This window comes from Microbispora sp. GKU 823 (genome assembly GCF_002027145.1).
Taxonomy (GTDB): Bacteria; Actinomycetota; Actinomycetes; order Streptosporangiales; family Streptosporangiaceae; genus Microbispora; species Microbispora siamensis.
Map to the genome: position 1 here is coordinate 52,343 of NZ_MWJN01000011.1, position 25,612 is coordinate 77,954.

Annotated in this window: 30 protein-coding genes; 13 read left to right on the forward strand and 17 right to left on the reverse strand. The window is 70.2% G+C overall.

Annotated elements, in window-relative coordinates; genetic code table 11:
- Window positions 1-159: 159 nt before the first annotated feature.
- The 6 genes from B1L11_RS08670 to B1L11_RS08695 form a co-directional block, all read right to left on the reverse strand.
- The gene (locus B1L11_RS08670; protein WP_239108381.1) at window positions 160-1,542 is read right to left on the reverse strand and encodes a serine hydrolase; all 1,383 of its coding nucleotides are present in this window, start codon (window positions 1,540-1,542) and stop codon (window positions 160-162) included.
- 86 nt (window positions 1,543-1,628) lie between these two features.
- Window positions 1,629-2,576, reverse strand: coding sequence for an adenosine deaminase (gene add / locus B1L11_RS08675; protein ID WP_179155040.1), 948 nt, complete (start codon window positions 2,574-2,576; stop codon window positions 1,629-1,631).
- A gap of 222 nt (window positions 2,577-2,798) precedes the next feature.
- On the reverse strand, window positions 2,799-3,644 hold the full coding sequence (locus tag B1L11_RS08680; protein ID WP_143737126.1) for an alpha/beta fold hydrolase: 846 nt from the start codon (window positions 3,642-3,644) through the stop codon (window positions 2,799-2,801).
- On the reverse strand, window positions 3,641-4,078 hold the full coding sequence (locus tag B1L11_RS08685) for a MarR family winged helix-turn-helix transcriptional regulator (RefSeq protein ID WP_079314004.1): 438 nt from the start codon (window positions 4,076-4,078) through the stop codon (window positions 3,641-3,643). The genes B1L11_RS08680 and B1L11_RS08685 overlap by 4 nt, the downstream gene beginning before the upstream one ends.
- 100 nt (window positions 4,079-4,178) lie before the next feature.
- The gene (locus B1L11_RS08690) at window positions 4,179-5,228 is read right to left on the reverse strand and encodes an endonuclease/exonuclease/phosphatase family protein (protein ID WP_079314005.1); all 1,050 of its coding nucleotides are present in this window, start codon (window positions 5,226-5,228) and stop codon (window positions 4,179-4,181) included.
- 23 nt (window positions 5,229-5,251) lie between these two features.
- Complete coding sequence (locus B1L11_RS08695) at window positions 5,252-5,908, reverse strand: M15 family metallopeptidase (RefSeq protein WP_079314006.1); 657 nt, start codon at window positions 5,906-5,908, stop codon at window positions 5,252-5,254.
- Between the two features lie 87 nt (window positions 5,909-5,995).
- On the opposite strand from B1L11_RS08695, the gene B1L11_RS08700 reads away from it, so the two are divergent.
- Window positions 5,996-6,691, forward strand: a complete 696-nt coding sequence (locus tag B1L11_RS08700; RefSeq protein ID WP_079314007.1) for a response regulator transcription factor — start codon at window positions 5,996-5,998, stop codon at window positions 6,689-6,691.
- A gap of 10 nt (window positions 6,692-6,701) precedes the next feature.
- Window positions 6,702-7,772, forward strand: a complete 1,071-nt coding sequence (locus tag B1L11_RS08705; protein WP_306291618.1) for a HAMP domain-containing sensor histidine kinase — start codon at window positions 6,702-6,704, stop codon at window positions 7,770-7,772.
- 60 nt (window positions 7,773-7,832) lie between these two features.
- Here the strand turns inward: B1L11_RS08705 and B1L11_RS08710 are convergent, their stop codons facing one another.
- On the reverse strand, window positions 7,833-8,330 hold the full coding sequence (locus B1L11_RS08710; RefSeq protein WP_079314009.1) for a helix-turn-helix domain-containing protein: 498 nt from the start codon (window positions 8,328-8,330) through the stop codon (window positions 7,833-7,835).
- Between the two features lie 93 nt (window positions 8,331-8,423).
- Here B1L11_RS08710 and B1L11_RS08715 point away from each other — a divergent pair, with 93 nt between their 5' ends.
- Window positions 8,424-9,125: an SDR family oxidoreductase gene (locus tag B1L11_RS08715; RefSeq protein WP_079314010.1), complete on the forward strand. Its 702-nt coding sequence runs from the start codon at window positions 8,424-8,426 to the stop codon at window positions 9,123-9,125.
- Between the two features lie 37 nt (window positions 9,126-9,162).
- Entirely contained in the window at window positions 9,163-9,588 is a 426-nt protein-coding gene (locus B1L11_RS08720; RefSeq protein WP_079314011.1) for a tautomerase family protein, read from the forward strand.
- A gap of 76 nt (window positions 9,589-9,664) precedes the next feature.
- Here B1L11_RS08720 and B1L11_RS08725 read toward each other — a convergent pair whose 3' ends face one another.
- On the reverse strand, window positions 9,665-10,609 hold the full coding sequence (locus tag B1L11_RS08725) for an alpha/beta fold hydrolase (protein ID WP_079314012.1): 945 nt from the start codon (window positions 10,607-10,609) through the stop codon (window positions 9,665-9,667).
- A 215-nt stretch (window positions 10,610-10,824) separates the two neighbouring features.
- Here B1L11_RS08725 and B1L11_RS08730 point away from each other — a divergent pair, with 215 nt between their 5' ends.
- Entirely contained in the window at window positions 10,825-11,415 is a 591-nt protein-coding gene (locus tag B1L11_RS08730) for a TetR/AcrR family transcriptional regulator (protein ID WP_079314013.1), read from the forward strand.
- Between the two features lie 209 nt (window positions 11,416-11,624).
- Here the strand turns inward: B1L11_RS08730 and B1L11_RS08735 are convergent, their stop codons facing one another.
- The 3 genes from B1L11_RS08735 to B1L11_RS50115 are packed head-to-tail and all read right to left on the reverse strand — an operon-like array spanning window position 11,625 to window position 13,088.
- The gene (locus B1L11_RS08735; protein ID WP_079314014.1) at window positions 11,625-12,392 is read right to left on the reverse strand and encodes a glucose 1-dehydrogenase; all 768 of its coding nucleotides are present in this window, start codon (window positions 12,390-12,392) and stop codon (window positions 11,625-11,627) included.
- Between the two features lie 58 nt (window positions 12,393-12,450).
- Window positions 12,451-12,828, reverse strand: coding sequence for a DUF2255 family protein (locus B1L11_RS08740; RefSeq protein ID WP_079314015.1), 378 nt, complete (start codon window positions 12,826-12,828; stop codon window positions 12,451-12,453).
- Window positions 12,825-13,088 (reverse strand): alcohol dehydrogenase catalytic domain-containing protein, encoded by a 264-nt coding sequence (locus B1L11_RS50115; protein ID WP_256862346.1) that lies wholly within the window; start codon window positions 13,086-13,088, stop codon window positions 12,825-12,827. The genes B1L11_RS08740 and B1L11_RS50115 overlap by 4 nt, the downstream gene beginning before the upstream one ends.
- A gap of 374 nt (window positions 13,089-13,462) precedes the next feature.
- Here B1L11_RS50115 and B1L11_RS54615 point away from each other — a divergent pair, with 374 nt between their 5' ends.
- Together B1L11_RS54615 and B1L11_RS08750 are read left to right on the forward strand one after the other, a co-directional pair.
- Window positions 13,463-13,636: a hypothetical protein gene (locus B1L11_RS54615; RefSeq protein ID WP_218670990.1), complete on the forward strand. Its 174-nt coding sequence runs from the start codon at window positions 13,463-13,465 to the stop codon at window positions 13,634-13,636.
- Window positions 13,637-13,889: 253 nt separating this feature from the next.
- Window positions 13,890-16,145 (forward strand): ATP-dependent RecD-like DNA helicase, encoded by a 2,256-nt coding sequence (locus B1L11_RS08750; RefSeq protein ID WP_143737131.1) that lies wholly within the window; start codon window positions 13,890-13,892, stop codon window positions 16,143-16,145.
- 41 nt (window positions 16,146-16,186) lie between these two features.
- Here B1L11_RS08750 and B1L11_RS08755 read toward each other — a convergent pair whose 3' ends face one another.
- On the reverse strand, window positions 16,187-17,278 hold the full coding sequence (locus B1L11_RS08755) for a hypothetical protein (protein ID WP_143737132.1): 1,092 nt from the start codon (window positions 17,276-17,278) through the stop codon (window positions 16,187-16,189).
- Window positions 17,279-17,597: 319 nt separating this feature from the next.
- Between B1L11_RS08755 and B1L11_RS08760 the strand changes: the two genes are divergently transcribed.
- Both B1L11_RS08760 and B1L11_RS08765 read left to right on the forward strand, forming a co-directional pair.
- Window positions 17,598-18,647 carry a cytochrome P450 gene (locus tag B1L11_RS08760; protein ID WP_079314018.1) on the forward strand — a complete coding sequence of 350 codons (1,050 nt, stop codon included), beginning with the start codon at window positions 17,598-17,600 and terminating at the stop codon, window positions 18,645-18,647.
- Complete coding sequence (locus tag B1L11_RS08765) at window positions 18,644-19,492, forward strand: isocitrate lyase/phosphoenolpyruvate mutase family protein (RefSeq protein ID WP_143737133.1); 849 nt, start codon at window positions 18,644-18,646, stop codon at window positions 19,490-19,492. Before B1L11_RS08760 ends, B1L11_RS08765 begins: the two co-directional genes overlap by 4 nt.
- Window positions 19,493-19,715: 223 nt before the next feature.
- On the opposite strand, the gene B1L11_RS08770 is transcribed toward B1L11_RS08765, so the two are convergent.
- A complete protein-coding gene (locus B1L11_RS08770) occupies window positions 19,716-19,871 on the reverse strand; it encodes a helix-turn-helix domain-containing protein (RefSeq protein WP_079314073.1) in 156 nt (51 codons plus the stop codon).
- 146 nt (window positions 19,872-20,017) lie between these two features.
- Window positions 20,018-20,377, reverse strand: coding sequence for a helix-turn-helix transcriptional regulator (locus B1L11_RS08775; protein ID WP_079314019.1), 360 nt, complete (start codon window positions 20,375-20,377; stop codon window positions 20,018-20,020).
- Between the two features lie 79 nt (window positions 20,378-20,456).
- Here B1L11_RS08775 and B1L11_RS08780 point away from each other — a divergent pair, with 79 nt between their 5' ends.
- Both B1L11_RS08780 and B1L11_RS44980 read left to right on the forward strand, forming a co-directional pair.
- Window positions 20,457-21,761, forward strand: a complete 1,305-nt coding sequence (locus B1L11_RS08780) for an MFS transporter (protein WP_079314020.1) — start codon at window positions 20,457-20,459, stop codon at window positions 21,759-21,761.
- Between the two features lie 35 nt (window positions 21,762-21,796).
- Entirely contained in the window at window positions 21,797-22,273 is a 477-nt protein-coding gene (locus B1L11_RS44980; RefSeq protein WP_143737134.1) for a hypothetical protein, read from the forward strand.
- Window positions 22,274-22,376: 103 nt separating this feature from the next.
- Here B1L11_RS44980 and B1L11_RS08790 read toward each other — a convergent pair whose 3' ends face one another.
- Window positions 22,377-22,664, reverse strand: coding sequence for a hypothetical protein (locus B1L11_RS08790; protein WP_079314022.1), 288 nt, complete (start codon window positions 22,662-22,664; stop codon window positions 22,377-22,379).
- 366 nt (window positions 22,665-23,030) lie between these two features.
- On the opposite strand from B1L11_RS08790, the gene B1L11_RS08795 reads away from it, so the two are divergent.
- Both B1L11_RS08795 and B1L11_RS08800 read left to right on the forward strand, forming a co-directional pair.
- Window positions 23,031-24,233, forward strand: a complete 1,203-nt coding sequence (locus tag B1L11_RS08795) for an Ig-like domain-containing protein (RefSeq protein ID WP_256862347.1) — start codon at window positions 23,031-23,033, stop codon at window positions 24,231-24,233.
- 58 nt (window positions 24,234-24,291) lie between these two features.
- A complete protein-coding gene (locus tag B1L11_RS08800) occupies window positions 24,292-24,624 on the forward strand; it encodes a helix-turn-helix transcriptional regulator (protein WP_079314023.1) in 333 nt (110 codons plus the stop codon).
- 167 nt (window positions 24,625-24,791) lie between these two features.
- Here B1L11_RS08800 and B1L11_RS08805 read toward each other — a convergent pair whose 3' ends face one another.
- Both B1L11_RS08805 and B1L11_RS08810 read right to left on the reverse strand, forming a co-directional pair.
- Window positions 24,792-24,929 (reverse strand): Clp protease N-terminal domain-containing protein, encoded by a 138-nt coding sequence (locus B1L11_RS08805; RefSeq protein ID WP_079314024.1) that lies wholly within the window; start codon window positions 24,927-24,929, stop codon window positions 24,792-24,794.
- The gene (locus B1L11_RS08810) at window positions 24,914-25,495 is read right to left on the reverse strand and encodes a Clp protease N-terminal domain-containing protein (protein ID WP_079314025.1); all 582 of its coding nucleotides are present in this window, start codon (window positions 25,493-25,495) and stop codon (window positions 24,914-24,916) included. Before B1L11_RS08810 ends, B1L11_RS08805 begins: the two co-directional genes overlap by 16 nt.
- Window positions 25,496-25,612: the final 117 nt, after the last annotated feature.

Below are 25,612 nucleotides of genomic sequence, written 5' to 3' on the forward strand. Positions count from 1 at the left end.
GCCGCCGGTGGTCCCGGCCTGGGCGTTCGCGGCGCGTCGGCGCCACGCTCGTCATCGGCACCCTCGCCGGCCTCTATCCGGCGATGCGCGCGGCCCGGCTGTCGCCGACGGTCGCGCTGGCCACCACCTGACCGGTCGCCTGGCCGGTCAGGCGACAGGTCACCGCCAGCCGGCCGGGTCGACGCCGCCCGGCACCGGGGCCGCCGGGTCGTACGGCTCACGCGTGAAGATGAACGTGTTGAGGTCGAGGTGGGTCACCCCGCCGGGGGAGCGGACCACACGCAGGGTCTCCCCGGCGTAGTAGCCGTCGAGCCCCACCCAGGTGCCGTCGGTGCGGGCGGTGAACCGGGAGGCGCGGCCCTGCCCGTTCACCGGGGTCAGCGAAAGGCCCCGCTGGGGCAGGACCCGGAGCACGTACGGCGTCGGTCCCCAGTACCACGGCCCCGTCAGCGCCAGCAGGTCCTCGTCCACGGGGGAGGGCGACCACTCGGCCGGCAGCGGCGGCTCGTGCTCGGCCAGGATGTCCAGCAGGGCGGTGTCGAGGTTGCGCACGCCCGAGGTGGTGTTGGCCATCCACAGCACGGCCACGCCGTCGGCGGGGTCGGCCCACACGGTGGCGAGGAAGCCGGGCATCGACCCGGTGTGGCCGGCCAGCCGCCGCGGGCCGCCGGGCCCGATGTGCCGGGCCAGCTGGAGGCCGAGGCCGTAACCGCGGGTCCAGGTGTCGCCGTCCTCCACGACGGCCGGCTCGCGCATCTCCGCGACCGTGGCCGGGCGGAGCACCTCGCCGGTGTCGCCGCCGATGAAGGCCGCCCACCGGGCCAGGTCGGCCGCCGTGGACCACATCTGCCCTGCGGGGGCCATGGCGCCGTGGTCGTTCTCCGGCTCCGGCAGCAGCGCGTCGGCCCACGGGTGCACGGCATATCCGGTGGCGTGCGGCGCACGGGGGCGCGGGGTGGTGTCGCGCATGCCGAGCGGCTCCAGGATCTCCTCGCGTACGACCTCGTCCCACGGCGCCGACCGCTTGCGCGCGACCAGCTCGCCGAGCAGGGCGAACCCGAGGTTGGAGTAGTGATAGCGGCGGCCGGGCCGGTGCCGTGCGGACTCGGGGCCGAGCGCGGCGACCAGGTCGCCCACCGGCACGCCCGGGGTGCGCTCCCACCACTGGCCGGGCGACTCGGCGGTCAGCCCGCCGCTGTGCGACAGCAGCTGGGCGACCGTGACGTCGCCCAGCGGTGTGCCGGGCACGTGCTTGTCCAGGGGGTCGAGCAGGTCGAGCCGGCCCTCGTCGCGCAGCCGCATGACGGCGGTCGCCACGAGGGTCTTGGTGATGGACCCGATGCGGTACTGGGTGTCCCGGGTGGGCGGCTCCCCGCCGACCCGGCCGCGCGCCCCGAACCAGGCGATCTCACCGCCCCGCACGATCGCCGCCACCAGCGACGGCACCCGTGCCTCCGCCTGCTCGGCCGCCAGCCTGCGCAGCAGTGCGCGGGCCGTCCCCTCCAGCACCATTTCCGGTCGTCCCCTTTCCGTGATCCGCACCAGGCTAGCGTCCCGCCGCCCGTGCGGCCCCGGAGTCGGCCCAGACCGCGCATCGCCTCGGGGACACGGCGCGGGGGAGCGGGCTTTCATCCGCTCAGCCAGTGGCCGATCTCGGCGTTGACCTGTGCCTTCACCTCCGCAGGTGCGAAGCTCGCCTCGACCGAGGCGCGGGCCAGGTCCGCCAGTTCGGCGTCGCCGCACCCGAAGATCTCCCGGGCGCGCTCGTACTCCGCCGCCAACGACGTCTCCCCATCGGTGTTCAGGGTGACCGTCAGACCGGCCTCGACCAGGCGCGGCAGCGGGTGCTCCGCCAACGACGGGACCAGCCCGAGCAGGACGTTCGAGGAGGGGCAGACCTCCAGCGGCACGCGGCGTCTCCGCAGCTCGGCCACCAGATCCGGATCCTCCAGCACCCGGATGCCATGGCCGATCCGCTCCGCGTGCCCCACCGTCAGGACCTCCCAGACGCTGGCCGGGCCCGCCGTCTCCCCGGCGTGGTGCACCAGGTGCAGCCCCGCCTCGCGGGCGGCCTGCAACACCTCGGCGAACGGCGCCGCCGGATAGGCCTCGTCTCCCGCCAGGCCGATGGCGATCACCTGCGGGTGCCGGGCGGCCAGCTTGAGGCTGCGCCACAGCCGCTCGGCGGAGCGGCGGCGGGAGTGGTCCAGGATCACCCGCGTCTGGATGCCGTACCGCTCCGCGCCGATGGCGAGTCCCTCCATCACGCCCTCCAGCGGCATGTCCGGATCGCCGAGACGCTCCCCGTGAGCCGCCGCCGTGAAGGTGACCTCCGCGTAGCGAACGCCTTGGGCCGCCTCGTCCTGGCAGAACTCCTCGGCGATACGACGGAAGTGCTCGTAGTCGCGCAGCAGCGCGCGCACCGTGGCCCGCTGGTCGGCGAACTCCCTGAAACCGGTGAACGGCCGGTCCTGGACGGGCGGCTCGCCTCCCAGATCGCGGATCGTGGCGGGACGGACGGTGCTTTCCAGGTGAGTGTGCAGGTGAGCCTTGGGCAACAGGCGGAGATCTCTCACGGCAGAACCCTAAGCAATCGGCGTCCGCCGTACGGACATGATTTTGACCTGCGGAAACGTCGGCCGCGCACGGCTGGTGCGCGGAAGCCGGCGACGCCGATCAGCCGATGGGCGGACGCGCGCCGGGACCCGTTCGTCGCCTCCTCCGCGAAGGGTCAGCGTCCGGTGGGCAGGCTGGAGGCATCCTGGGCGAAGAAGGTGTCCCGCCGATGGGACTGATCCTCACAGGAGGAACGGCAGAGCCCGCTCGGCCACGACCGGGCCCGATTTCGGTTCCGTCGGCGACAGATGGCCGAGGCCGTCGATCGTCTCGAGGGCGGCGTCGGGAAGGGTGTCGCGGAGCATGGCGAACTCCGCCCGGTGCTCGGGCTTGGAGCGGCCGCCGACGAGGAGCAGCACCGGGGCGGTGACCTCAGCGAACTCGGTGAGCCGGCCATGCTGCGCGGCGAGCTGCTCGTGCTCGGCCAGGCATTCCCCCAGGAGGGACCGCATGCGCTCCCAACTCGGCCCGCGCACCACCAGGCGCATCACCGTGCGCAGATACCAGTGCGGCAGCATGGTCATGAAGGCCGGCGCGCCGCCGGAACCTCGGATGAAGTGGACGAACGCGCCGTAATGGTCGCCCGCGGCCAGCCGTTCACGGAACGGGGCCATCCAGCCGGTGGGGACGGGGAAGCAGGGCACTCCGGGCTCGTAGACCGCGATGCGGTCGAACAGCGGGAACGAACGCGCGGTCTCCAGGACGACGAGCCCGCCGTAACTGTGTGCGAACGCCAGCCGGGCCCCGGTCGCGGCCTGGACGGCCCGCAGGTCCTCCACTTCCTTGGCCAGGGAATAGTCGGGTCCCTGGGGGCCGCTGGCGCCGCGTCCGCGCCGGTCGACGACGTGCACCGTGAACGAGCGGGCCAGCGTGGCGGCCAGCGGCAGGTAGTCGTCCGAGGTTCGCAGCGTGCCGCCCAGCACGATGAGATCCGGCCCGGTGCCCGTCGTCTGATAACCGATCGCCGTGCCGTCGCCCGACCTGACCGTGCCCCGGCGTAAGGCCGGGATGTCGATGTTCCGGCTCACTTGCCCGCCTCCCGCTCCAGCCGGTCGAACGTCGCCAGCAGACGCGCGGTGTGCTCGGCGTACTCGGCGTACGGCACACCGCTCTCCGCGACGACCGCGGCCAGCCGGTCCTCGAACTCCTGCCGGATGGAAGCCACCCGCCGCTTTCCCTCGTCGGTGAGGCTCAGCCGCCGGCGGTTCCCCCCGCCGGGGTCGGGCCGGACGTCGAGAAGACCGTCGGCGGCGAGGACGGCCGTCATGCGGCTCACCGACGGCTCGGTCACGCCGAGGTATTCGGCCAGGGTCCGCTGCGTCGAGGCCCCCAGTTCTCCCACCAGGGTCAGCGCCAGGAACCGGCTGTAGGAGATGTCGTGCTCCGCCCGGAGGATCCGGTCGGCCGCCCGGTCCAGCCGGGCGGTGAGCACGTGCAGATTGAGGCTGAGGTTCCGTTCCATAGCTCATAACTTAGCTTTCTAACTTAGCTACGGCAAGTCTCTACGCCGGCAGATCCACACGGGGTGCTGCGGACTTCGGTTCCGGTGCGGCGTGGGTGGTTCACCAGCTGATTCCGGCCGCCACCGGCAGGTGGTCGCTTCCGGTGGCCGGCAGCACCCACGAGCTCTCCGGCTCCACGCCGCGGACCAGGATCTCGTCGGCCCGCACCACCGGGAAGGACGCCGGCCAGGTGAAGCCGAAGCCGTCCCCGGCCGCGTTCTGGGCCGAGTGCATCTGTGCGGTGATGCCGGCGAACGCGCGGTCGTCCATGGTGCCGTTCAGGTCGCCGAGCAACACCACCCGCGTGTTCTTCTCGGCGGCGATGGCCTCGGCGAGCGCCTGCACGCCGATGTTCCGTGAGGCCGTCCAGAAGCCCGCCTTGGGATTCACCCGTACGGACCCCAGGTGGGCCACATACACCGTCAGCGGCCCGTGGTCCGTGGCCACCGTGGTGCGCAACGCCCGGTTCGGGGCCGTCTTCTTGCCGGCCGGTATGGTTTCCGCCAGTGGCCCGTAGTTCATGACGTCGATCGGTCGGGTGTCCGACAGCGGCAGCGTGCTCCACAGCCCGACCGTGCCCAGCACGGTGTGGTAGGGGTAGGTCTTCGCCAGTTCCTTCTCGTACGTGCCCGTGGTCTGCGGGATCAACTCCTCCAGCGCCAGGACGTCCGCCCTGGAGGCGGCCAGTTTGCGGGCGGTGCCGGCGGGGTCGGGGTTGGCGGCGCCGACGTTGTGGCTGGCCACGGTGAGGTCGGCGACCGGCTGGGACTTGCCGATGAACCGCCCGCCGAAGAGGTGCACCCACACCACGACCGGCAGCAGCAGCGCGGCCATCGCAGAGGCGGAGCGGCGCCACAGCGCCACGACCAGCAGCACCGGAACGCCCAGGCCGAACCACGGCAGGAAGGTCTCCACCAGGCTGCCGAGGTTCCCGGGACGGTTCGGGATCTTCGCGTGCAGCAGCATGAGCAGGCCCAGCAGCAGCGCCAGCGCTGCAAGCACCAGGCCACGCCTCCAGGGCTCCGGCCGGGAGCCGATCAGGATCACCCGGCGGACGCCCGCGCGCCGGCGGCCGACGCCGCCCTGCCCGGACTCCGCCCTGCCCACCATTGCCTGTCCTCGCATCCTGTCGGTCAATTCCGCATCCTCGGGTCCTCGGTGGGGTCGGCGTACATGCGCGGGCAGCCATGATCGACCGCTTCTGGGCGTAGTTCGTAGTGCCAGGGTTCGTTCCTGTAGATCTGGCACAGCCCGTACTCGGTCCCGTTTTTCGACAGCCACACCGCGGCATCGGGGTGCCCGATGTCGACCGCCTCTCCTTTCACGTGAAACGAGGTCGCCGCGGTTGCCACCCATCGGGCGGCCTCTTTCTCGGAGCCGTACTTGGCGACCGCTTCGCGAAGAAGCTGATTCTGGTACGCCGGGGAACGCCAGCCGCTGTTGACGTAGAATTTGATTCCGTCATTCGCGGCGTCCGTCGCGGCCCGGCGGAGCGCCTCGAGGAGATCGGGATCGAGGTTGGCCACGGCCGGAATCGCGTCGTCGAAAACCGTGACGCCGTCGGGGACGACGCCGTCGGCCTCGCCGAGCGGACCACGGTGTTCACGGCGAGGAACATTTGAAGGCGATGCCGCGGGTAAGGACCGCGACGCGGCCGAGGAGGGCGAGGAATTCCGCGACTGATGGCCGAGGGCCGCGCCGATCATCGCGATGACGAATATCAGACCGGCGCCGAGAATCCAGTAAGTCTTACGGGACGCTTTTCGCGTCGAGGCTGATAAGTGAGACATGCTGCCAGTCAAGGCAGCGTGAAGTTGCCGGCACGTATGGAATTTTCGATATGCCGACGATATGCGCCGGCCCGTAGCATCGATCGTATGCGTGTGTTGATCGTCGAGGACGAACCCTTTCTCGCGGAGGCCATCCGCGCCGGCCTGCGCCTGGAAGCGATCGCGTCCGATATCGCGGGCGACGGCGACACCGCTCTGGAACTGCTGAGCGTCAACGCCTACGACATCGCCGTCCTCGACCGTGACATCCCCGGGCCGTCCGGTGACGAGATCGCCAAACACGTCGTCGCCTCCGGCAGCGGCATGCCGATCCTCATGCTCACCGCTGCCGACCGGCTCGACGACAAGGCCTCCGGGTTCGAGCTCGGCGCCGACGACTACCTCACCAAGCCCTTCGAACTGCGGGAGCTCGTCCTCAGGCTCAGAGCGCTCGACCGCAGACGTGCCCACAACAGGCCGCCCGTGCGAGAGATCGCCGGTCTGCGGCTGGACCCGTTCCGCAGAGAGGTCTACCGGGACGGCCGCTATGTCGCGCTGACCAGGAAGCAGTTCGCCGTGCTCGAAGTCCTCGTCGCCGCCGAAGGCGGTGTCGTCAGCGCCGAGGAACTCCTGGAGCGGGCGTGGGATGAGAACGCCGACCCGTTCACCAACGCCGTGCGCATCACGGTCTCGGCACTACGCAAGCGTCTCGGCGAACCCTGGATCATCGCCACCGTTCCCGGCGTCGGCTACCGCATCGACACGCAACCAGAGGCCGGACACGAGGGAGGCGACCGTGGATAGAGCGCCCGGGTTGAGCGTTCGCCTCAAACTCACCCTCAGCTACGCCGGATTCCTCATGCTCGCCGGCGCTCTGCTGCTCGCGGCGGTGTGGATCTTCATCCTGCGCCACCTGCCCGGCTACACGAGTGTCCCCGGGGGAGTGCTGGTCCGCTCGACCCTCCTGCGCGACTTCGGGTCGGCCGCGGGTGCGGTGCTGTTCTTCCTGCTGATGTTCGGCCTCGTCGGAGGGTGGATCCTCGCCGGCCGGATGCTCGCCCCGCTGGCCCGCATCGCGGACGCCACACGCATGGCCACGAACGGGTCACTTTCCCACCGAATCCGGCTACCGGGCCGCAAAGACGAGTTCCGCGAACTCGCCGACGTCTTCGACGGCATGCTCGAGCGGCTCGAAGCGCACGTCGCCGAACAGCGGAGATTCGCAGCCAACGCCTCTCACGAGTTGCGCACCCCGCTGGCGATCTCGAAGGCACTTCTCGACGTGGCCCGCACCGATCCGGGCCACGACACCGGCGAAGTCATCGAACGCCTCCACGCCGTCAACACCCGGGCGATCGACCTCACTGAAGCATTGCTCCTGCTCAGCCGTGCCGACCAGAGGTCCTTCACCCGGGAACACGTCGACCTGTCTCTCCTGGCGGAAGAAGCCGCCGAGACCCTTCTCCCCCTGGCGGAAAGGCGCGGCGTCACCATCGAGACCTCCGGTGACATCGCCCCCGCCATCGGATCACAAGCGCTCCTGCTGCAGTTGACCATGAACCTCGTGCAGAACGCGATCGTCCACAATCTGCCTGAACAGGGCACCGTGTGGGTGAATACCAGCGTCCGCCCCAAGACTGTGGTGCTCACCGTCGAGAACACCGGCGAGAAGCTCACCCCACAGCTGGTCTCGACGCTCACCGAACCATTCCGGCGCGGCACCGAGCGCATACACACCGACCACGCAGGCGTCGGTCTCGGCCTGGCGATCGTCAAAACCATCACCCGGGCACACGACGGAACGCTCACCCTCACCCCGCGCTCTGCCGGCGGGATCCGCATCTCTGTGGAGCTACCCGCGGCAGCCCGGCACACCGGCAGGTGAAGAATCACGGGGAGGTCGCGGTGTCCAGGTCAACGGCGGGTTCGTTCATCTGGGGGCTTGCTACGGGGACCCCTGCCAGTCGCGCCGCCAGGCGGGGTTCAGCCGGATCTCGATGTCGTCACATGTGGCCTCCGGCGTCGGCTCGGCGGTTACGCGGACCCGTATCGGGCGGCCGGTGCCGGCCTCGACGAACGACAGGGGCGGGCGGCCTTCCTGCAGGTACGTGTCGCCCCACTGGATCAGCGACAGGAACACCGGCAGCAGGTCCTCGCCGGCCTCGGTCAGCCGGTACTCGTCGCGGGCACGGCTCCCCGGCTCCCGATAGACGACGGGCGCGACGATCCCCGCGGCCTTCAGCTGTTTGAGTGCCCGCGACACCGCAGGCGCCGAGGCCCCGATCCGCGTCACGAAGTCGTCGAACCTGGTTGTGCCATAAAAGCATTCGCGGACCACCAGGAACACTGTCTTGGTGCTGAGCAGGTCCAGCACCCGCCCCGCCGAGCATCCGTCGCCGATCGACCATGCGTCCCGGTCGCTTAGCCGTTCCTCGAACTCCATCGCCACCCCGCCATTGTAACTAACGCTTGCGTTATCCAGCCTGGCGTGCTTGAATCCCTAACTAACGGAATCGTTACTCAGGGGGAGATGGCCATGGTCGCGGTAGCGGGCAAGGTGGTTGTGGTGACCGGGGGCCGACGTGGGCTCGGCGCGGCGCTGGTCGACGAGGTGCTGGCGCGCGGGGCGCGAAAGGTGTACTCGACCGCGCGCTCGGCGTACACCGACGACCGTCCAGAGGTGGTCACCGCCGAATTGGAGGTCCGCTCGGCGGCGTCGATCGCCGCCCTCGCGGAGGTCGCCACCGACGTCGAGATCGTCTTCAACAACGCCGGGATCCTGCTGCCGGCTCCACTGCTGACGGGTGACTTCGAACGCGCCACCGAGACGTTCGACGTCAACGTCTTCGGGCCGCTGCGGATGGCACGGGCGTTCGCGCCGATCCTGGCCGCGAACGGCGGCGGCGCACTGGTGAACATGCACTCCGTGCTGTCCTGGCTGGCCGGCAGCGGCGCCTACGGGGCGTCGAAGGCGGCGGCGTGGTCCCTTACCAACTCGCTCCGGCTCGAACTGGCCCGGCAGAACACCCAGGTCGTCGGAGTCCACGCGGGGTTCATCGACACCGACATGGTCTCCGCCATCGAGTCGCCGAAGGCGACGCCGGCCGAGGTGGCCGCGCGGATCGTCGACGGCCTGGAGGCGGGGGCCACGGAGGTCCTCGCCGACGACGTCACCGTCGCCGCCAAGGCCGCGCTGTCCGGCCCCGTGGAGCGCCTGACCATCTCGGCCGCCCGCTGACATCGCATCCCGACACCCGACGGAGTCGCGAACCGCCATGCCACTATGGACCATTCATCACACGCCCGGAATCTTCACCGACGAGGAGAAGCACCAACTCGCCTCCCACATCACCGACCACTACGAACAGGTCGGGCTGCCCCGGTTCTACGTGATCACGCTGTTCCACGAGACCCGGCCCGAGGATTTCTACGTCGGCGGGGAGCCCACCCCGGTCGGGGTCCGCATCGTCGTCGACCACATCGCCCGCCGCAACCCCGATCGGGAGAGCCGGCGCAGGACCGCCCAGTGGATCAAGAGCATGCTGCAGCCCCACCTCGAACGGAACGCAGGGCTGCACTGGGAGTTCCACGTCGACGAGACCAGCGACGACCTCTGGATGATCAACGGGATCGCGCCGCCTCCGGCAGGCTCGGACGCCGAGAAGCTCTGGGCCGAGAGCAACTCGGCGTCCCCCTACTGACCGTGCCGCCAGTACGTCGTCGCCGGAGGCGCGTCCCCCACCTGGTGAAGGGGCGCGCGGTGTGTTCGCCGGGGATTCACCGGGATTCGATCCGGCCCAGCGGATCATCGGCCTCCGCCAGAGCGGCGCGCGCCGCCGGCCAGCTCGAATCGTCGATGCCGAGCGCGGTTCGGAGGTAGGCCCACGTGAGCCGCCGGATCAGGGCGACTCGTCCGGGGTTCTCGTCCGTCGTCTCCGTGACGTGGTAACCGGAGATCCCGCCGAGCGAGTGTTCCGCCCCGAACAGAGTGAGCAGGCTCTTGCCGCCGGGGCTCAGGAAGTACGCGTCGGTGAACCAGTCCGGCCCCCGGACCGACAGCAGGGACTGGTCGCGATCTCCCGCGACCACGAGGGCCGGTGTGGTCATCTCCGCGAAGCTCGGGTTCATGAACGGGAAGTGCTCGGCGGCGAACGGAGTCAGGTCCGCTCCGCCCGTGCCGGGGAGGGCGAGCAGCACACCCGCTTTGATCCGTGAATCGGACATGTCCTCTCCCGGCTCGCCCTCGGCGTCGAGCACGCGCGCGCCCAGGAGCATGCTCGCCGTCTGGGCGCCCCAGGAGTGCCCGGCCACCGCGATGCGGCCTCGGTCGAGACGCCCGCCGAGGCCGGGAACGGAATCCTCGACGAGCTCCAGCCCGTCGAGGACGCGCTTCAGGTCCTCGACCCGGAAACGCCAGATCAGCGGCGTACGGGGATCGTCGGGAGGAAGGTTCAGCGTCCTCGAGTCGAGATGGGTGGGCTGGATCACCACGAAGCCATGGGCGGCCCAGAAGTCGACCAGCGGGCCGTAGCCGTCCAGCGACTCGCCGAAGCCGTGCGAGAAGACGATGACCGGCAGTTCTCGTCCGATCGTCGGCGCGGACACGCGTACGCGCAGATCCTCGCCACGGCCGGGGGCCGGCAGCACCACCGGCTTCACGGAGACGACCGGATTGGGCACGCTGACGGCCAGGTCCGGAACCGCCAAGGTTGCTTCGCTCATGGATGGTCTTCCTTTCAGTCTTTTCGAACACCGGCAGCGCCGAGTGAGGGGGGCCACCGGGGGTTCGAGCGAGGGGATGCGGAAGCATGGTGGCGACGCATGGCTTGGTCGCCGGCTTCCTGCTCTGGCATCATGAGCAAACGGGACCGTGTCCCGTTTCGACGATACGGAACCATGTCCCGTTTAGCAACCCGGGTAGTGGAGGGAGCCGCGCGATGAACGACAGTGACCGGGGCGCGGGGCGTGCGGCCCGGCCCAGACGGGCGGACGCACGGCGCAACGAGAAGACACTGCTCGACGCGGCCGCCGCGGTCTTCGTCGCCTCGGGCGTGGACGCGCCCGTACGCGACATCGCGGCCAAGGCCGGCGTCGGGACGGCCACGATCTACCGCCACTTCCCGACGCGAGCGGACCTCATCATCGCCGTCTACCGGCACCAGGTCGAGGCATGTGCCGAGGCCGGGCCTGCCCTGCTGGAGACCAGCGCGACCCCTTACGCCGCACTGGAGCGATGGATCGGCCTCTTCGTCGACTTCCTGGTCACCAAGCACGGACTGGCCGCCGTGCTGCGCTCCGACGACGCCGGTTTCGACGCCCTGCACGCCTACTTCCTCGACCGCCTCGTGCCCGTGTGCACCCGGCTGCTCGACGCCGCGGCCGCCGCCGGCGAGATCCGCGCCGACATCCCGGCCATCGAACTCATGCGCGGTGTCGGAAACCTCTGCATCGGCGCGGAAAACGACCCGCACTACGACGCGCGCCGGCTGGCCGGACTGCTCATCGCAGGACTACGCCTGCCGCGCTAGCCGGCCGGACGTGTCCGCGCTCGGGCGCACGGCCGAGGCCTCGGTACTGCCGAACGAGCGCCGCCGGTTCCTGGCCCAGGTTGCGCGTCGCACGACCAACCAGGGGCTGGAGCGGCGGAAGGAGCGTAAGTTCCCGATTCTGCCGGCGAGCACGGGCCGGTCATGGCATCACGATGAGTCGCCTGCCTTGAGGTCGGTTCGCCGCGATCTCAGTGGGCGGTGAATCCGCCGTCCACGGGCAGGGCGACGCCGATGACGAAGGCGGCGGCCGGGCTGCACAGCCACAGGACGGCGTTGGCGATCTCGTCGGCGGTGCCCAGGCGGCCGATGGGCTGCTGCTTCGTGATTTCGGCCATGGCTTCGGCCTGGCCTTCGAGCATGTCGGCAACCATCGGGGTCTCGATGACGCCGGGGCACACGGCGTTGATGCGGATGCCCCTGGGGGCGTATTCCACCGCGGCGCTCTTTGTCAGGCCGATCACGCCGTGCTTGGAGGCGTGGTACGCGGCGCGTTCGGGCAGGCCGACGAGGCCGCCGAGGGAGGAGCAGTTGACGATGGCGCCGGAGCCTTGGGTGCGCATTTGCCGCAGTTCGTGCTTTTGGCACGTCCAGATGCCGCGCAGGTTGACCGCGTTGACACGGTCGAAGTCCGCGGCCGTCTCGTCGGCGGCGTCGGCTGGAGGGGCCTGGACGCCGGCGTTGTTGTAGGCCATGTCCAGGCGTCCGAAGGTTTCCACGGTGCGGTCGACGGCGGCGGCGACCTGGTCTTCGTCGGTGACATCGCAGACCAGGGCCAAGGCCTGGTGGCCGGCGTCGGTGAGCTCCTTGGCGGCCTGCTCCACGGCGCCTGCGTTGATGTCGACCAGGGCGACAGCGGCGCCAGAGGCGGCGAAGGCGCGGGCGGCGGCCAGGCCCATGCCCGAGGAGGCGCCGGTGACGAAGGCGACCTGTCCGGAGAAGTCGTAGGCGGGATTCACCTTTGGTGCTCCTTCATCTCACGGAGTGAGGTAAGTGGGTGGTCGTATCGATGGATGGTCAGGGCCGAGGGATGAGACGCAGAGTCGTCGCCCTGGCATCGTCGGCGACCATCGGCTCGACGTAGCCGCTGTAGTGCCCGTACTTGGCGCGGTACGCCGAGTCGACCTGGTCGTTCACGCGGGGATCGGCCACCTCGCAGAAGGTGACCTCGGCGTCCACGCCGCCTGCGGAGATGCGGCCCTCGTGGGTGTCGTGGGCGGTGCGCCACCAGCCGCCCTGTACGCCGCGCCAGGAACGTACGTACAGGTCGTCGCGATAGCGCACGACCCAGATGGTGGTCGAGCGGCGGAGGCTTCCGTCGCTGCGGCGAGGCGCGACGCGAAGCTCGTCGGCAGTGGCGATGCGGTCCAACTCGTCGCTGTTCCACGTGCTCATGGCATGGATTCCGGCACTGCGATTCCTTCACTGTGCGAGGTGTGGGGCAGTGGCCTCGACGTTCTCCCGGACGCGCTGCGGTCCTGGCAGTCGGCGCAGGTGTTGTCCGAGGTCGCGAACGACCCGACGACGAACTGTCCCGGCTTGACCGCGGTCACCTCCGAGCCGGCCTCCTCCACCCAGCCGACGTACTCGTGCCCCATCCGATGCGGCTCGCCGGTCGGCTCGACGCGCGGTAGGGCCGCAGGTCCGAGCCGCACCGCATGTCACCGCGGTGCGGATGATCGCGTCGGTGGGGTGGAGGATCTTCGGGTCGTCCAGGCTCTCCAAACGGATGTCGCCGGGGCGTGGATCACTGCTCCGCGCATGAAAGAGGGTCCTTCGCGTAATGGGACGGGCGCGCCAGCCCAGTCCTCGACCGGGTGCGTGGCGGCGCCGCGTGCGGTTGGGAGCCCAAGGCGTCAGGTAGCCGACCGCCCGGACCGGGTAGGAGCCCCTCCGGTCACCGGCTTCACATCCGGCCAGAGGAGCACACCTTCTAGGTAACCCCCTGTGGCCGCGCGTAACCAGGCACAGCCAAGGGGTGTACTGGCAGTCCACCCCTGAAACCGCAGGCAGGACGTACCGTCGAGGGGTGGACAACCGTGAAGAGGTCCGCGAGTTCCTGACCTCGCGGCGCGCGAAGATCATCCCCGAACAGGCCGGGCTGCCGTCGGGTTCCCGGCGCCGGGTGCCGGGACTGCGCCTGCTCGCCTCCTGGGCCGCCACTCCTCAGACGCCCTCACCGGCACCACCCTCCAATAGCTGACCCAGCACCTGCGCCATCCCGTTCCCGCCGACATGCCCGTCCAGGCGCTGATGGACGCGTTCGACCTCCAGGACCTGCGGGAGCTGCCGGGCCGGTCCGCCCCCGGCTCGGCGGCCGCTGCCTTCGCGCGTGGCGGGATTCTTGCAGGTTACGGAGACCTTCGATGTCGCGGCGGTAGGGCGTCTTCGACGCCATCCCCGGCGGCGCCGGTTCCGGTCAGGAAGGTCCCGCCATGTGGGAGACAATGCGACCCATGACGAATCCTCCCGGAGGCGCCGCGGGCAGGCCGCCCGGCGTGCAGCTCGACGCCGTGCTGGAGCGGATCACGTACGCCAACGAGGAGACCGGCTACACGATCGCCAGGGTCGCCACCGAACGGTCCGGCACCGAGCTGCTGACCGTCGTCGGGCCGCTGCTCGGGGCGCAGGTGGGCGAGTCGCTGCGGCTCACCGGCCGCTGGGGCTCCCACCCCAAGTACGGCAGGCAGTTCGAGGTCTGGTCGTACACCACGGTCCTGCCGGCGACGATCCAGGGCATTCAGCGCTACCTGGGCTCCGGGTTGATCAAGGGCATCGGCCCGAAGATGGCCGAGCGGATCGTGGACCACTTCGGCACCGACACGCTGCGGGTCATCGAGGAGGAGCCCAAGCGCCTGGTCGAGGTCCCCGGCCTCGGGCCCAAGCGGACCAAGATGATCGCCGCCGCCTGGGAGGAACAGAAGATCATCAAAGAGGTGATGATCTTCCTGCAGGGCGTCGGGGTGTCCACCTCCATCGCCGTACGCATCTTCAAGCAGTACGGCGAGGACTCCATCGACGTGGTCCGCAAGGAGCCCTACCGGCTCGCCGACGACGTGTGGGGCATCGGGTTCAAGACCGCCGACACGATCGCGCAGGCCGTGGGCATCCCGCACGACAGCCCCGAGCGGGTCAAGGCAGGGCTGCGCTACACGCTCTCCCAGGCCGCCGACGACGGCCACTGCTACCTGCCCGCCCCCAACCTGGTCGCCGACGCCGTCAAGATCCTTGAGGTGCCGCCCGACCTGACCTCCGCCTGCCTGGAGGAGCTGGTCGCCGAGGAGGGCGTGGTCCGTGAGGAGGTCCCGGCCAGGGGAAACGGCGAGAACGGCGACGAGAACGGCGAGAGCACCGTCCCCGCGATCTACCTCGTCCCCTTCCACCGTGCCGAGCTGTCGCTGGCCGGCACGTTGCGCACGCTGCTGACCTCCGGCCACGACCGGCTCGGGGCGTTCGCGGACGTGGACTGGCCGGCCGCCTTCGACTGGCTGCGCGGCCGGACCGGCGCCGACCTCGCGCCCGAGCAGGCCCAGGCCGTACGGCTCGCGCTGACGGAGAAGGTCGCCGTCCTAACAGGCGGCCCTGGCTGCGGCAAGAGCTTCACCGTGCGCTCGGTGGTGACCCTCGCCCGCGCGAAGCGGGCCAAGGTCATCCTCGCCGCCCCGACCGGCCGGGCGGCCAAGCGGCTGGCGGAGCTGACCGGCCACGAGGCCACCACCGTGCACCGGCTGCTCCAGCTGCGCCCCGGCGGGGACGCCACCTTCGATCGCGACAACCCCCTCGACGCCGACCTGGTCGTGGTGGACGAGGCGTCCATGCTCGACCTGCTGCTGGCCAACAAGCTCGCCAAGGCGGTCGCCCCGGGCGCGCACCTGCTGTTCGTCGGCGACGTCGACCAGCTTCCCTCGGTCGGCGCCGGAGAGGTGCTGCGCGACCTGCTGGCCGCCCCCGGCATCCCCCGGGTGCGCCTGACGCAGATCTTCCGCCAGGCGCAGGAGTCCGGGGTGGTCGTCAACGCCCACCGCGTCAACACCGGCCAGCACCCCCTGGTCAGGGAGTTCCCCGACTTCTTCCTGTTCCCCTGCGAGGAACCCGAGGAGATCGCCGCCCTGACCGTGGACGTGGTCGCCCGGCGCATCCCCAGGAAGTTCGGCCTCAACCCGCGCAGGGACGTACAGGTGCTGGCGCCCATGCACCGCGGCGCGGCCGGCGCGGGCGCGCTCAACATCGCCCTGCAGGAGGCGCTGACCCCCGCCCGCGAGGGCATGCCGGAGCGCCGGTACGGCGGGCGGGTCTTCCGCGTCGGCGACAAGGTCACCCAGCTGCGCAACAACTACGACAAGGGCGCGGCCGGGGTGTTCAACGGCACGGTCGGCGTCGTCACCGCCATCACCCCCGAGGAGAGCAAGCTGACCGTGCTCACCGACGAGGACGAGAACGTCGACTACTCCTTCGACGAGCTCGACGAACTCGCCCACGCCTATGCGGTCAGCATCCACCGTTCCCAGGGCAGCGAGTATCCGGCCGTCGTCATCCCGCTGGCCACCAGCGCCTGGATGATGCTGCAGCGCAACCTGCTCTACACCGCCATCACCCGGGCCAAGAAGCTCGTGGTCATCGTCGGGTCGCGGCGGGCGCTCGGCCAGGCCGTGCGCACGCGGGGGGCGGGCCGCCGCCACACGGGGCTCACCCACCGCCTCCGCGTGCCCTGATCTGCGTCCTGGTCGGCGCGCCCGCCCCCCGTCCTGCCTCGTCAGTACACCGAGGTGTACGTCACGAACGACGCCTGGTTGACCCGGGTGGTGCCGTTGTAGCAGGCGACGTCGCGGACGTAGACGTCCGAACCCGAGGTAGTCCACAGGGTGAGCAGGTTGCAGAACTCAGGTCCGGGACCGAACGCCGTGACCTGCACGTCGTTCGGCAGCGCCCCGACCGCGGGGAAGGTCACGAGGCGCAGGCCGGTCCCGGCCGACTGGATCTTGTTGATCGCGCCGGGGTAGTTGAAGTTGACTCCAGGGGGAACCGGCGCGTACGGCCCGGGGTTGGCCGGGGTGTTGTCGAAGGTGTAGGCGAACAGCTTCGGCGGCGCGAACGCCCCGGTGATCGCGCGCTCACGCTGGTAGGTGAGGGTCCAGCCGGTGTCGCGCGGCACGTTGGTCGCGTCGTGGCACAGCACCTGGATCTTCTGCCCCGACGGCGACGGGCTCCACGCGCCCACCTTGCACCGGGCCGGGGACCCCGAGTCGACCGCGGTGACCTGGATGTTCCCCGCCGCCGTGCTGGAACCGAGACCGGGCATCCACACGGTCCAGTCGCCGGTCGCGTTGTGGAAGACGGAGTTCGGGGCGAGCGAGGAGTTGTAGTCGGAGGCGACGGACGAGCCGTCCCAGAAGACGTAGCCGAACGCCTGCGTCCCGGCGGGCAGCGCCCCGCTGCTGCTGGCGAAGACGATGGAGAACAGCGCCTTGGCCGGGCCTCCGCCGTACCGGTAGCACCGCACCGCCACGATCTCGTCCGTGCCGACCTGACCCCACTTCTCGATCTGGCACCACTCGGCCGACTGCGAGATCGCGGTCACGTGCGCGATCCCGCCCTTGGGGATTCCGATCTGCGGGAACCGTACGAAGTACTCCCCGGGGACGCCGGGGGTGACGGTGACCGTGCCGGACGTCCAGCTGCCCGCCTGGTAGGACAGGTTCGGCACGCCGGAGTTGGTGTTGACGTAGGCGAACCCCCACACGTCGGGAACCGCCGCGTTCGCGGCCCCCGCGCCGGCGGCGGCGCCCGCGGCGACCATCGCGCACAGCAGGAGTAATCGAGTGACCACGGATCGTAACAGGCGCATGCCGTCCTCCATCGCGGTGGTGCCCAGCGGGCGTACGAGATGTCGACGCCGGAGTGGCCCGGCGCGTGGTGCCCAGTCGTGGAGCCGTGGAACGCTCTCGGGAGGGCGCGGGGATCACAATCGCCCTCCCGCCCTGTGATAACCCGCGCGCCGAACGTTGAGAAGGCCCAAATGCCCCCGGGCCGCCGGGCGCCAGCCCGGCCGTGAAACGTTCATCGTTCGACCGGAGCCGAAGGATCGCGGCCCTAGCCTGCCGGAGAGGCGACGACCACCACGGAAGGGGGGAAGGGGGCAGGCCTCCACGCGCCCCCGGCCACCGATGACAGCAGATCCGCCCGCCGGAGGGGACCGGCGGCTGACCCGGCACGCCGACGTGCGCGCCGTACTCGCCGATCCCCGCTTCCTCGTCCCCGCCGCCCCCGCCGCGCCGCCGGGAACGGGGATGGCCTGGCTGCGGGGAGCGGTCAGCAGGTTCAGCAACGGGGACGAGCACGCCCGCCGCCGCGCGCGGGTTGTGGAGTCGCTCGACGCCCTCGACCCCGTACGGCTGCGCCGCGAGGCCTGCGAGCGGACGAGCGCCGAACTTGCGGGCGGGGCCCGCGTGGACGTGATGGCCAGGATCGCCCGCCGCGTCCCGATCGGCGTCCTCGCCACGCGCCTCGGCGTCCCGGAGGACCGGCGGGAGGAGGTGGTCGCCGCGGTGACGACCATGGCCGCCGCCTACCACCTCCCGTCCGCTCCCGGTGAGGCGTCCGCGGGGGACGCGGCGGTGGGCGTGCTGGCGGCCGCGCTGGGCGAAGGCGGGGAGGAGCCCGGGCCCGGCCTGCTGGCCGCGGTGGCGGGGATGCTCGTGCAGGCGTGCGACGCCACCGCGGGCCTGGTGGGCAACACCCTCGCCGCCGTGACCCGCCTGCCCGCCGACGTGGCCGCACGGTGGCCGGTCGAGGCGCTGCTCGCCGAGACCCTGCGGTGGGACCCGCCCGTACGGCTCACGCGCCGGGTGGCCGCCGAGGACGCGACGGCCGGGGGAGTTGCCGTGCCCGCGGGGACCGTTCTCGTGCTGGACCTGGCGGCGGCCAACCGGGACCCCGAGGTCTTCCCCGACCCGCACCGCTTCGACCCTGCCCGCTTCGACCCTGCCCGTTTGCGGCAGGGACGCGGCGAGGGCGGCGGGCACCTGGGGTTCGGCAGCGGGATCAGGCCCTGCCCGGGGGAGCGGGCCGCGCTCGCCCTGGCGGCGGGCGTCGTGGCGGCCGCTCTCGGGCACCGCCTCGCCGATCCCGAGATCCCGTACGAGCCGTCGCCCAACCTGCGCGTGCCCGCCGGCCTCCACCTGGAGGGCGCCGAGACCATGGAAGGACCCCGATGAGCACACACGCCGAGACGTTCCGTGCGCTGCACTCTGCCGATTTCCGTGCGCTGCACTCTGCCGATTTCCGTGCGCTGCACTCTGCCGATTTCCGTGCGCTGCACTATGCCGAGAACCCGCTGGTGCTGCCCAACGCCTGGGACCACGCCTCGGCGGCCGTCCTGGCCGCCGCCGGGTTCGCCGCGATCGGGACCACGAGCCTCGGCGTCGCCGCGGCGGCGGGCAAACCCGACGCGACCGGCGACACCGCGGCGGAGACGCTGGCGCTGGCCCGGCGGCTGGCCGGGCTGCCGTGCCCGGTGTCGGTGGACATCGAGGGCGGCTTCGCGGACACGCCGGAGGGGGTGGCCGAGATCGCCGCCGAGCTGGCCGCCCTCGGTGTGGCCGGGGTCAACATCGAGGACGGCCGGACAGACGGGACGCTGGCGGACCTCGCCGAGCGGTGCGAGACGATCGCGGCGGTCAAGTCGAAGGCGCCGGGGCTGTTCGTCAACGCCCGCACCGACACCTACTGGCTGGGCGCCGGGGATCCGGGCACGACCATCGCCCGGCTGCGGGCCTTCGCCGAGGCCGGGGCCGACGGGGTGTTCGTCCCCGGGGTCGCCGCCGACGACGACGTGCGGGCGCTGGTGGGCGCGGTCGACCTGCCGCTCAACGTGCTGTTCCTGCCCGGCCGCCACACGGTCGCGGGCCTGGCCGCGCTCGGCGTCCGCCGGATCAGCACCGGGTCGCTGCTGCTGCGGGCCGCCCTGCACGCGGTGACCGAGACCGCCCGGGCGTCGCCACCGGCGGGCAGATCCCCGCCGGCCTCCCGTCGTACGGGGACGTGCAGGCTCTCGCGGTGAGCTGAGCGCGCGTCGTCGCCACCGCGTCCCCGCTGTCCCGCCGCGACCCGGCCCGCTCACTCGGCGCCGGCGTGGCGGTGTCCTCCGGCCCCGACGGCTACGCCGAGCGGATCCTGGGGCCAACCGACGGCGCTCCGGTGGACGTCGTCCTCGATTCGAGGTGCCGGTAACGGACGTGTCACAGCCACAAAATGGCGTCCATCGACTTCTTTGACCTGCGGTTTCAGGCGGTGCGGGGGTGTTCGAGGACGCGGTACACCGTCGCCCGACTGACGGAGCACAGCTCGGCGAGGTCGGCGATGGTGTGTTCACCGGTGGCGTGCTGTTCGACCAGATGGGCTTGCTGCCGGGCCGTCAGCTTGGGCTGCTTGCCCTTCAGCTCCGGTCACAGCACAGGAGCGTGGATAGCCCCCGTTCACCGTACAGATCACCGGACACCCCAAATGAGACGGCGTCAGGGCTGGTCGCAGCCTCTCAGCTTTCAAGATCGAAAGTGTTCGTTGGGGGATCCCCAAACGAACGCTCTCAACGGGCCTTGCTGTCCCAGTTGGCAATCACGTCACGCCCTTGCGGGATGGCGAGGTCGAGCAGGCCGGGGAAGTGGGCGTCGAGGTCGTCTCGGCGTAGTCTGTTCAGCCGCCGGATTCCCTCGTCGCGCTGGCGAATCACGCCAGCTTCTCTGAGGATCTTGAAGTGGCCGCTCTGTGTGGACTTGCTGACCGGCAGGGCGAACGTTGTGCATGCGAGTTCGCCGTCGGGCTCGACGTCGGCAAGCCGGGCGACGATTGCCAGCCGGACCGGGTCGCTCAGGGCGGCCAGCACAGTGGTGAACCGCAGTTGAGTGCGGTCGGGGTGAACGAGGTCGGTCGCGGTACGGCTGGCCATGCCTCAAGGATACAAACATGTTCGGCATTCCTGAACATCTGCTATGTTCGGGAATCCCGAACATAAGCCGGAGGGATGAATGCCACTCGAACGCTCCGCCGCCGCATCCGACGGCACGCCACCGCACGACTACCGTCCGGGTGCTCGTACCAGCACGCTGAACACGGACCCGGATACGAAGCCCGCTCCGGGAGGACGGTGGCGATTTTGGGCTGCTGCTTATGCGTTGCTGATACTGCTGACCGGCACGAATCTGCCGACGCCGTTGTATCGGGGTTACGAGGCCAGATTCGGGTTCTCGCCGCTGATGGTCACGCTGATCTTCGCCGCGTACGTGGCTGTGCTGATCCCGTCATTGCTGGTTGCGGGCCCGCTGTCGGACGCGGTCGGCCGCGGCAGCGTACTGCTGCCGGCGGTAGCTCTGGCCGCGCTGGGATCGCTGGTGTTCGCCCTCGCCGCGGGCACGGGGTGGCTGTTCGCCGCCCGTATCCTGCAGGGCCTTGCGCTCGGTGCAGCCTCGGGGCCGTTGACTGCGGCGCTGGCGGAATTGGAACCCGACGGGAACCGACGCAAGGCGGCGCTGGTGTCCACCGTGGTCTCGGTGGGCGGCCTTGGACTTGGGCCGGTGCTGGCCGGCGTGCTCGCTCAGTACGCTCCGGCGCCGCATGTCCTGCCGTTCGTGGTGGAGATCGTGCTGCTGGCGCCGGCCGCCGCAGTCGTCACCACGCTACCGGTGACACGCTCCAGGGCCCGGTGGCGCCCTCGCCGCCCTGAGGTCCCCGTTGCCATGCGGACGGTGTTCGCCACCAGCGGGGCGACCAGCTTCCTCGCGTTCGGGGTGATCGGGTTGTTCCTCACCCTCATCCCCACGTATGTGGCAACCCTGTCGGGTAGCACGAACCTGCTGCTGGGCGGTGCGGTTGTGGCACTGATGCTGGTGTGCTCCGCGCTCGCACAACTCCTCGGCTACGGCAGACCGGCCCGGGCCCTGGAGATGGTTGGCCTGCCGCTGCTGGCCGCCGGACTCGTGCTGCTCGCGCTCACCGGCGAGCTCGCCTCGCTGATCCTGTTGCTCGCCGCGACTGTCGTCGCCGGCACCGGCCAGGGCCTGGCGTTCCTCGGCGGCCTCACCGCAGTCAACCAAGCCGCCCCAGCCGACCGGCACGCCGAGGTGCTTTCCAGCTTCTACGTGATCATCTATCTCGGCGTCGGCCTGCCGGTCATCGGGGTCGGCTTCCTCACCACCGTGGCCGGTCTTCTTACCGCTGTGCAGTACTTCGCCGGCTTCGCCGCGCTGCTGTGCCTGGCGATGCTGCTTGTCCTCGCCCGAGCACGCCGCGACATCTCGCCTACCCCCTCCGCCCCCAATGCCGGCACCGACTGACACCACTTCACCGCAACCGTCCCCCGGGAGAAGCCATGGATACCACCGAACTCGACGCGGCTTACCGCAACCTGCTCACCGCAGCCGAGGCCATCACCGACACCACCGCACTGCCCGCACACGCACGCTCTGCCGTCGACTGGACCCTGAGCCACCTCGCGCTCAGCGACCCCATCCTCGCCACCGCAGCACGCAACGTACTCACCGGCCCGCCCACCACAATCGACAACCGCCAGGCCATGGACAGCACTGCCATCGACTCCTTGATCATCTCCACCACCCACGCCCAGCGCGTCGACCTGGTGCGCCGTAACGCAACCGACCTCAGCACCGCGATCAAGGCGATCCCCGACCACGCCGCCGCCACGCTCGTTCGGCTTCGCCTGGTCAGCCGCGACGGCCAACCGGTCCCCGACCAGCAGCTGTCTTGGAGCGACCTGATCTGCCTCCGGGCAACCGAACACCTCCCCGGACACGCAGCCAGACTCAGGGCGCTCGCCACCACCAAGTAGTTCAGCCTATTCCGCCCCAGATCGGTGCCACCGATCTCCAACCGGGAGCCCATGTCCAGCCTGACCTCGCCGTATGGCCGAACGAGCTGCCAGAAAAGCGGGGTCAGGCCGCGCCGGTGCGGGTCGCCGTGGCGTACTTGATCACCTGGTCGTAGTTGGCGTCGATCACATCCCAGCGGTCACTTCCCGCTCCCGCTCCACCAGCAGTGCCGCCAGCACCGTCACCGCCGCCTCCTCCGGCCGTCGCCACAGGTGCGAGGCAGCCGCCCGCTGCCGCCACGAGGCCAGCACCCGGCGCCCGGACCTCCGGCCGCAGCCGGGCAGTGATGGTGGTGAACCAGGTCTCCTCCGCTGTGTCGAGCACCGTCCAGTGCTCGACCAGCTCGTCCATCCCCCACCGGCTGCCGGCTCATGGCCGCAGATCATGTCGGAGAGGCCAGGCCACAGCGGCCCCTTCAGCAAAGATCCACACCTCGTCTGGGCTCATGACACGTTCGTCAACGGCACCCAATTCGGCCGGCGGCGGGGTGCTCGCCGCCGAGATCGCGTGGCGGGCATGGGCCGCTCATGAAGCGGAGACCCCGGGGCGCGCCTTACTCGCCGCTTGATCAAGCTTGACGCGCACCTTACCGTCTACAGAGACGAGTCCACCGGAGAAGCGACCGAAATGTGACCTAAGCACAGGAGAAAATGCCAACATAAGAGGCAACCCCGAATAAGGTCTTATGGTGCCCTTCGCGCTCATGGGGGAGTAGTTGTGCTGAGCACTGGAAGTCGTTCGAGGTGGCCGATCGCCGGAGTCGCCGTCGCGCTGACCGCGGCTCTGTCGGCATGCTCCGGCGGATCGGGCGCGCCAGGCTCGGCGGGCGGAGGCTCCGGGGACGCCGCGCCCGCCGCCCCGGCCCCCTCCATCCAGATCAGTCCTGCGGCGAACACCACCAAGGTGCGCCCCGACAAGACCGTGGTCGTCACGGCCGCCAACGGCGAGCTGCAGGAGGTCACCGTCCAGGCGGGCGGCGAGACGGTCGAGGGCGAGTTCGACTCCACCCACACCAAGTGGACTTCCAAGCAGCCGCTCAAGCCCTCCACCAGATACACGGTGTCGGCCAAGGCCGCCGGCAAGGGCGGCCCGGCCACCGCGACCAGCCGGTTCACCACTCTCAAGCCCAAGGTCGGGCTGGAGGTCGTGGACGTCACCCCCGGCATCAAGGGGGAGACCGTCGGCATCGGCATGCCGATCATGGTGCGGTTCAACGCGCCGGTGCAGGACAAGGCCGCCGTGGAGCAGGCTCTCGAGGTGGACGCGGAGAAGCCGGTCAAGGGCGCCTGGCGGTGGATCGACGACAAGTACGTGATCTACAGGACGGCCAAGTACTGGCCCGCCCACCAGAAGGTGAAGTTCACCGCGCACCTCACCGGCGTGAAGGCCGGCCCCGACACGTACGGCGTCGAGGACCACGCCACGACCATCAAGATCGGCGCGGCCTGGATCAGCTCGGTCAGCACCAGGACCCACATGATGGTGGTCCGGCGCGACGGCAAGGTCGTGCAGACCATGAAGATCAGCGCAGGCAAGGCGACCACCCGCGAATACACCACCACCAGCGGCATCCACCTGACCATGGAACGCGGCAACCCGGTCACGATGATCTCCCCGGGCAAGAAGGAGGGCGACCCCGGGTACTACAAGGAGGTCGTCAACCACGCGGTGCGCATCTCCAACAGCGGCGAGTACGTCCACAGCGCGCCGTGGTCGGTCGGCTCCCAGGGCCGGGCCAACGTGAGCCACGGGTGCGTCAACGCCAGCCCCGCCCAGGCCAAGTGGTTCTACGACAACTTCCACCGGGGCGACATCGTCAAGATCGTCGGCACCAACCGGATCCTGGAGTGGAACAACGGCTGGGGCTTCTGGCAGATGCCGTTCAGCAAGTGGAAGCAGGGCAGCGCCCTGGAATCGTGATCCTCCACTCATATCGAGGATCCTCGAAAGGTCGGTGGGGGAGCGGTAGCCTGGGCCCATGGCGGAGACCGTGACCTCACCGGATCCCGGGCTGGTCGATGCGTTGCGTGCGCTGTCGAACCCGATGCGGCTGCAGCTGCTGATGTGGCTGCGCGAGCCCGAGCGCCACTTCCCGCTTGAGGAAGCCATCGCCGACCCGGCCGAGGTCGGCGTGTGCGTGAGCCACATCCAGGCCAGGGCGGGGCTCGCGCAGTCGACGGTGTCGGCGTACATGGCCGAGTTGCAGCGAGCGGGCCTGGTGAAGGCCACGCGAGTGGGCAAGTGGACCCACTACAAGCGCGACGAGCAGCGCATCGCCCAGCTCGTCGCCACCTTGGGGAAGACGCTCTGACTCCGCGGGCAACCGGCTGGGCGACACCTACCAGGCGGCTGGTCACCGCCAGGCCGGAGAGCATTGCCGCCATGCTCCGCTGCGGGTAAGGGGGGTGAGGAACAGCGGAACGACCCCCGGGGAGAAGGCGGCCCTCGGTCCGTCCGCCGCGGCGGCTGATCGTCTCGTTACTGCTTGTCGCGCGCGGCGGACCGTTTGGCGATCTCGGTCTTGACCGTCTCGTGCAGCTCGTCCGAGGTGAAGCCGAGGTTGCGCAGGATCTGCGCGGCCAGGCTCTCCTCGGCGCGGATCAGGCCCAGCAGCATGTGTTCCGTGCCGACCCAGTCGTGGCCGAGGTCGGCCGACGCGCGGGATGCCTGCTCGATGGCCTCCTTGCTCTCCGGCCGAACGCGATGTGGCCCCGCAGCACCTTCTGCCCGGCCGGCGGCATCGCCTCCTCGATCGCGTCGCGGATGCGTTGCTCCGACTCGGTTTTCGCGATCAGCACCTCGTACGCCAGGCCCCGCGGTTCGCCGAGCAGGCCGAGCAGGATGTGTTCGGTGCCGATGAAGTCGTGCTTGTGCGTTCGGGCGGCCTCCTGCGCCAGCACGATGCTGTGCCGGTTCAGGTGGGTGAACCGCTCGAACGCGTTCGGTGCGTGGCGTTGCTGGGCGGCCTGTTTGGACACCCCGATGGCGTCGCCGATCTCGCTCCACGACGCGCCGGCCTGCCTGGCCTTGCGGACGTAGTGGTCGACGAGCTGGTCACCGAGGTCGGACAGGGTCTGGGCACGTAGTCGCGCCTCGCTGATGCGGGCCAGATCTCCGGCGTCGGGGAGTTCCTCGTCGAGACGGGCGATCAGGTCGGCGAGGCTGATGTTGAGTGGACTCATGCGTCAACCGTAGATTGACGGTCCTCCGATCGTCAATCTGTGGTTGACGGCGGGCAGAGGCTGGGCGCCGTTCGCGCAGCGATCTCACGTTGCATGTCATATCGTGAATATGCGATA

Coding starts and splice junctions, on each gene's coding strand:
- B1L11_RS08685 (WP_079314004.1), bottom strand. CDS start 4,078: ATGGAACGGAACCTCAGCCTCAATCTGCACGTGCTCACCGCCCGGCTG.
- B1L11_RS08690 (WP_079314005.1), bottom strand. CDS start 5,228: ATGGTGGGCAGGGCGGAGTCCGGGCAGGGCGGCGTCGGCCGCCGGCGC.
- B1L11_RS08695 (WP_079314006.1), bottom strand. CDS start 5,908: ATGTCTCACTTATCAGCCTCGACGCGAAAAGCGTCCCGTAAGACTTAC.
- B1L11_RS08700 (WP_079314007.1), top strand. CDS start 5,996: ATGCGTGTGTTGATCGTCGAGGACGAACCCTTTCTCGCGGAGGCCATC.
- B1L11_RS08710 (WP_079314009.1), bottom strand. CDS start 8,330: ATGGAGTTCGAGGAACGGCTAAGCGACCGGGACGCATGGTCGATCGGC.
- B1L11_RS08715 (WP_079314010.1), top strand. CDS start 8,424: ATGGTCGCGGTAGCGGGCAAGGTGGTTGTGGTGACCGGGGGCCGACGT.
- B1L11_RS08720 (WP_079314011.1), top strand. CDS start 9,163: ATGCCACTATGGACCATTCATCACACGCCCGGAATCTTCACCGACGAG.
- B1L11_RS08725 (WP_079314012.1), bottom strand. CDS start 10,609: ATGAGCGAAGCAACCTTGGCGGTTCCGGACCTGGCCGTCAGCGTGCCC.
- B1L11_RS08730 (WP_079314013.1), top strand. CDS start 10,825: ATGAACGACAGTGACCGGGGCGCGGGGCGTGCGGCCCGGCCCAGACGG.
- B1L11_RS08740 (WP_079314015.1), bottom strand. CDS start 12,828: ATGAGCACGTGGAACAGCGACGAGTTGGACCGCATCGCCACTGCCGAC.
- B1L11_RS08750 (WP_143737131.1), top strand. CDS start 13,890: ATGACGAATCCTCCCGGAGGCGCCGCGGGCAGGCCGCCCGGCGTGCAG.
- B1L11_RS08755 (WP_143737132.1), bottom strand. CDS start 17,278: ATGCGCCTGTTACGATCCGTGGTCACTCGATTACTCCTGCTGTGCGCG.
- B1L11_RS08760 (WP_079314018.1), top strand. CDS start 17,598: ATGACAGCAGATCCGCCCGCCGGAGGGGACCGGCGGCTGACCCGGCAC.
- B1L11_RS08765 (WP_143737133.1), top strand. CDS start 18,644: ATGAGCACACACGCCGAGACGTTCCGTGCGCTGCACTCTGCCGATTTC.
- B1L11_RS08775 (WP_079314019.1), bottom strand. CDS start 20,377: ATGGCCAGCCGTACCGCGACCGACCTCGTTCACCCCGACCGCACTCAA.
- B1L11_RS08780 (WP_079314020.1), top strand. CDS start 20,457: ATGCCACTCGAACGCTCCGCCGCCGCATCCGACGGCACGCCACCGCAC.
- B1L11_RS44980 (WP_143737134.1), top strand. CDS start 21,797: ATGGATACCACCGAACTCGACGCGGCTTACCGCAACCTGCTCACCGCA.
- B1L11_RS08790 (WP_079314022.1), bottom strand. CDS start 22,664: ATGGACGAGCTGGTCGAGCACTGGACGGTGCTCGACACAGCGGAGGAG.
- B1L11_RS08800 (WP_079314023.1), top strand. CDS start 24,292: ATGGCGGAGACCGTGACCTCACCGGATCCCGGGCTGGTCGATGCGTTG.
- B1L11_RS08805 (WP_079314024.1), bottom strand. CDS start 24,929: ATGCTGCTGGGCCTGATCCGCGCCGAGGAGAGCCTGGCCGCGCAGATC.
- B1L11_RS08810 (WP_079314025.1), bottom strand. CDS start 25,495: ATGAGTCCACTCAACATCAGCCTCGCCGACCTGATCGCCCGTCTCGAC.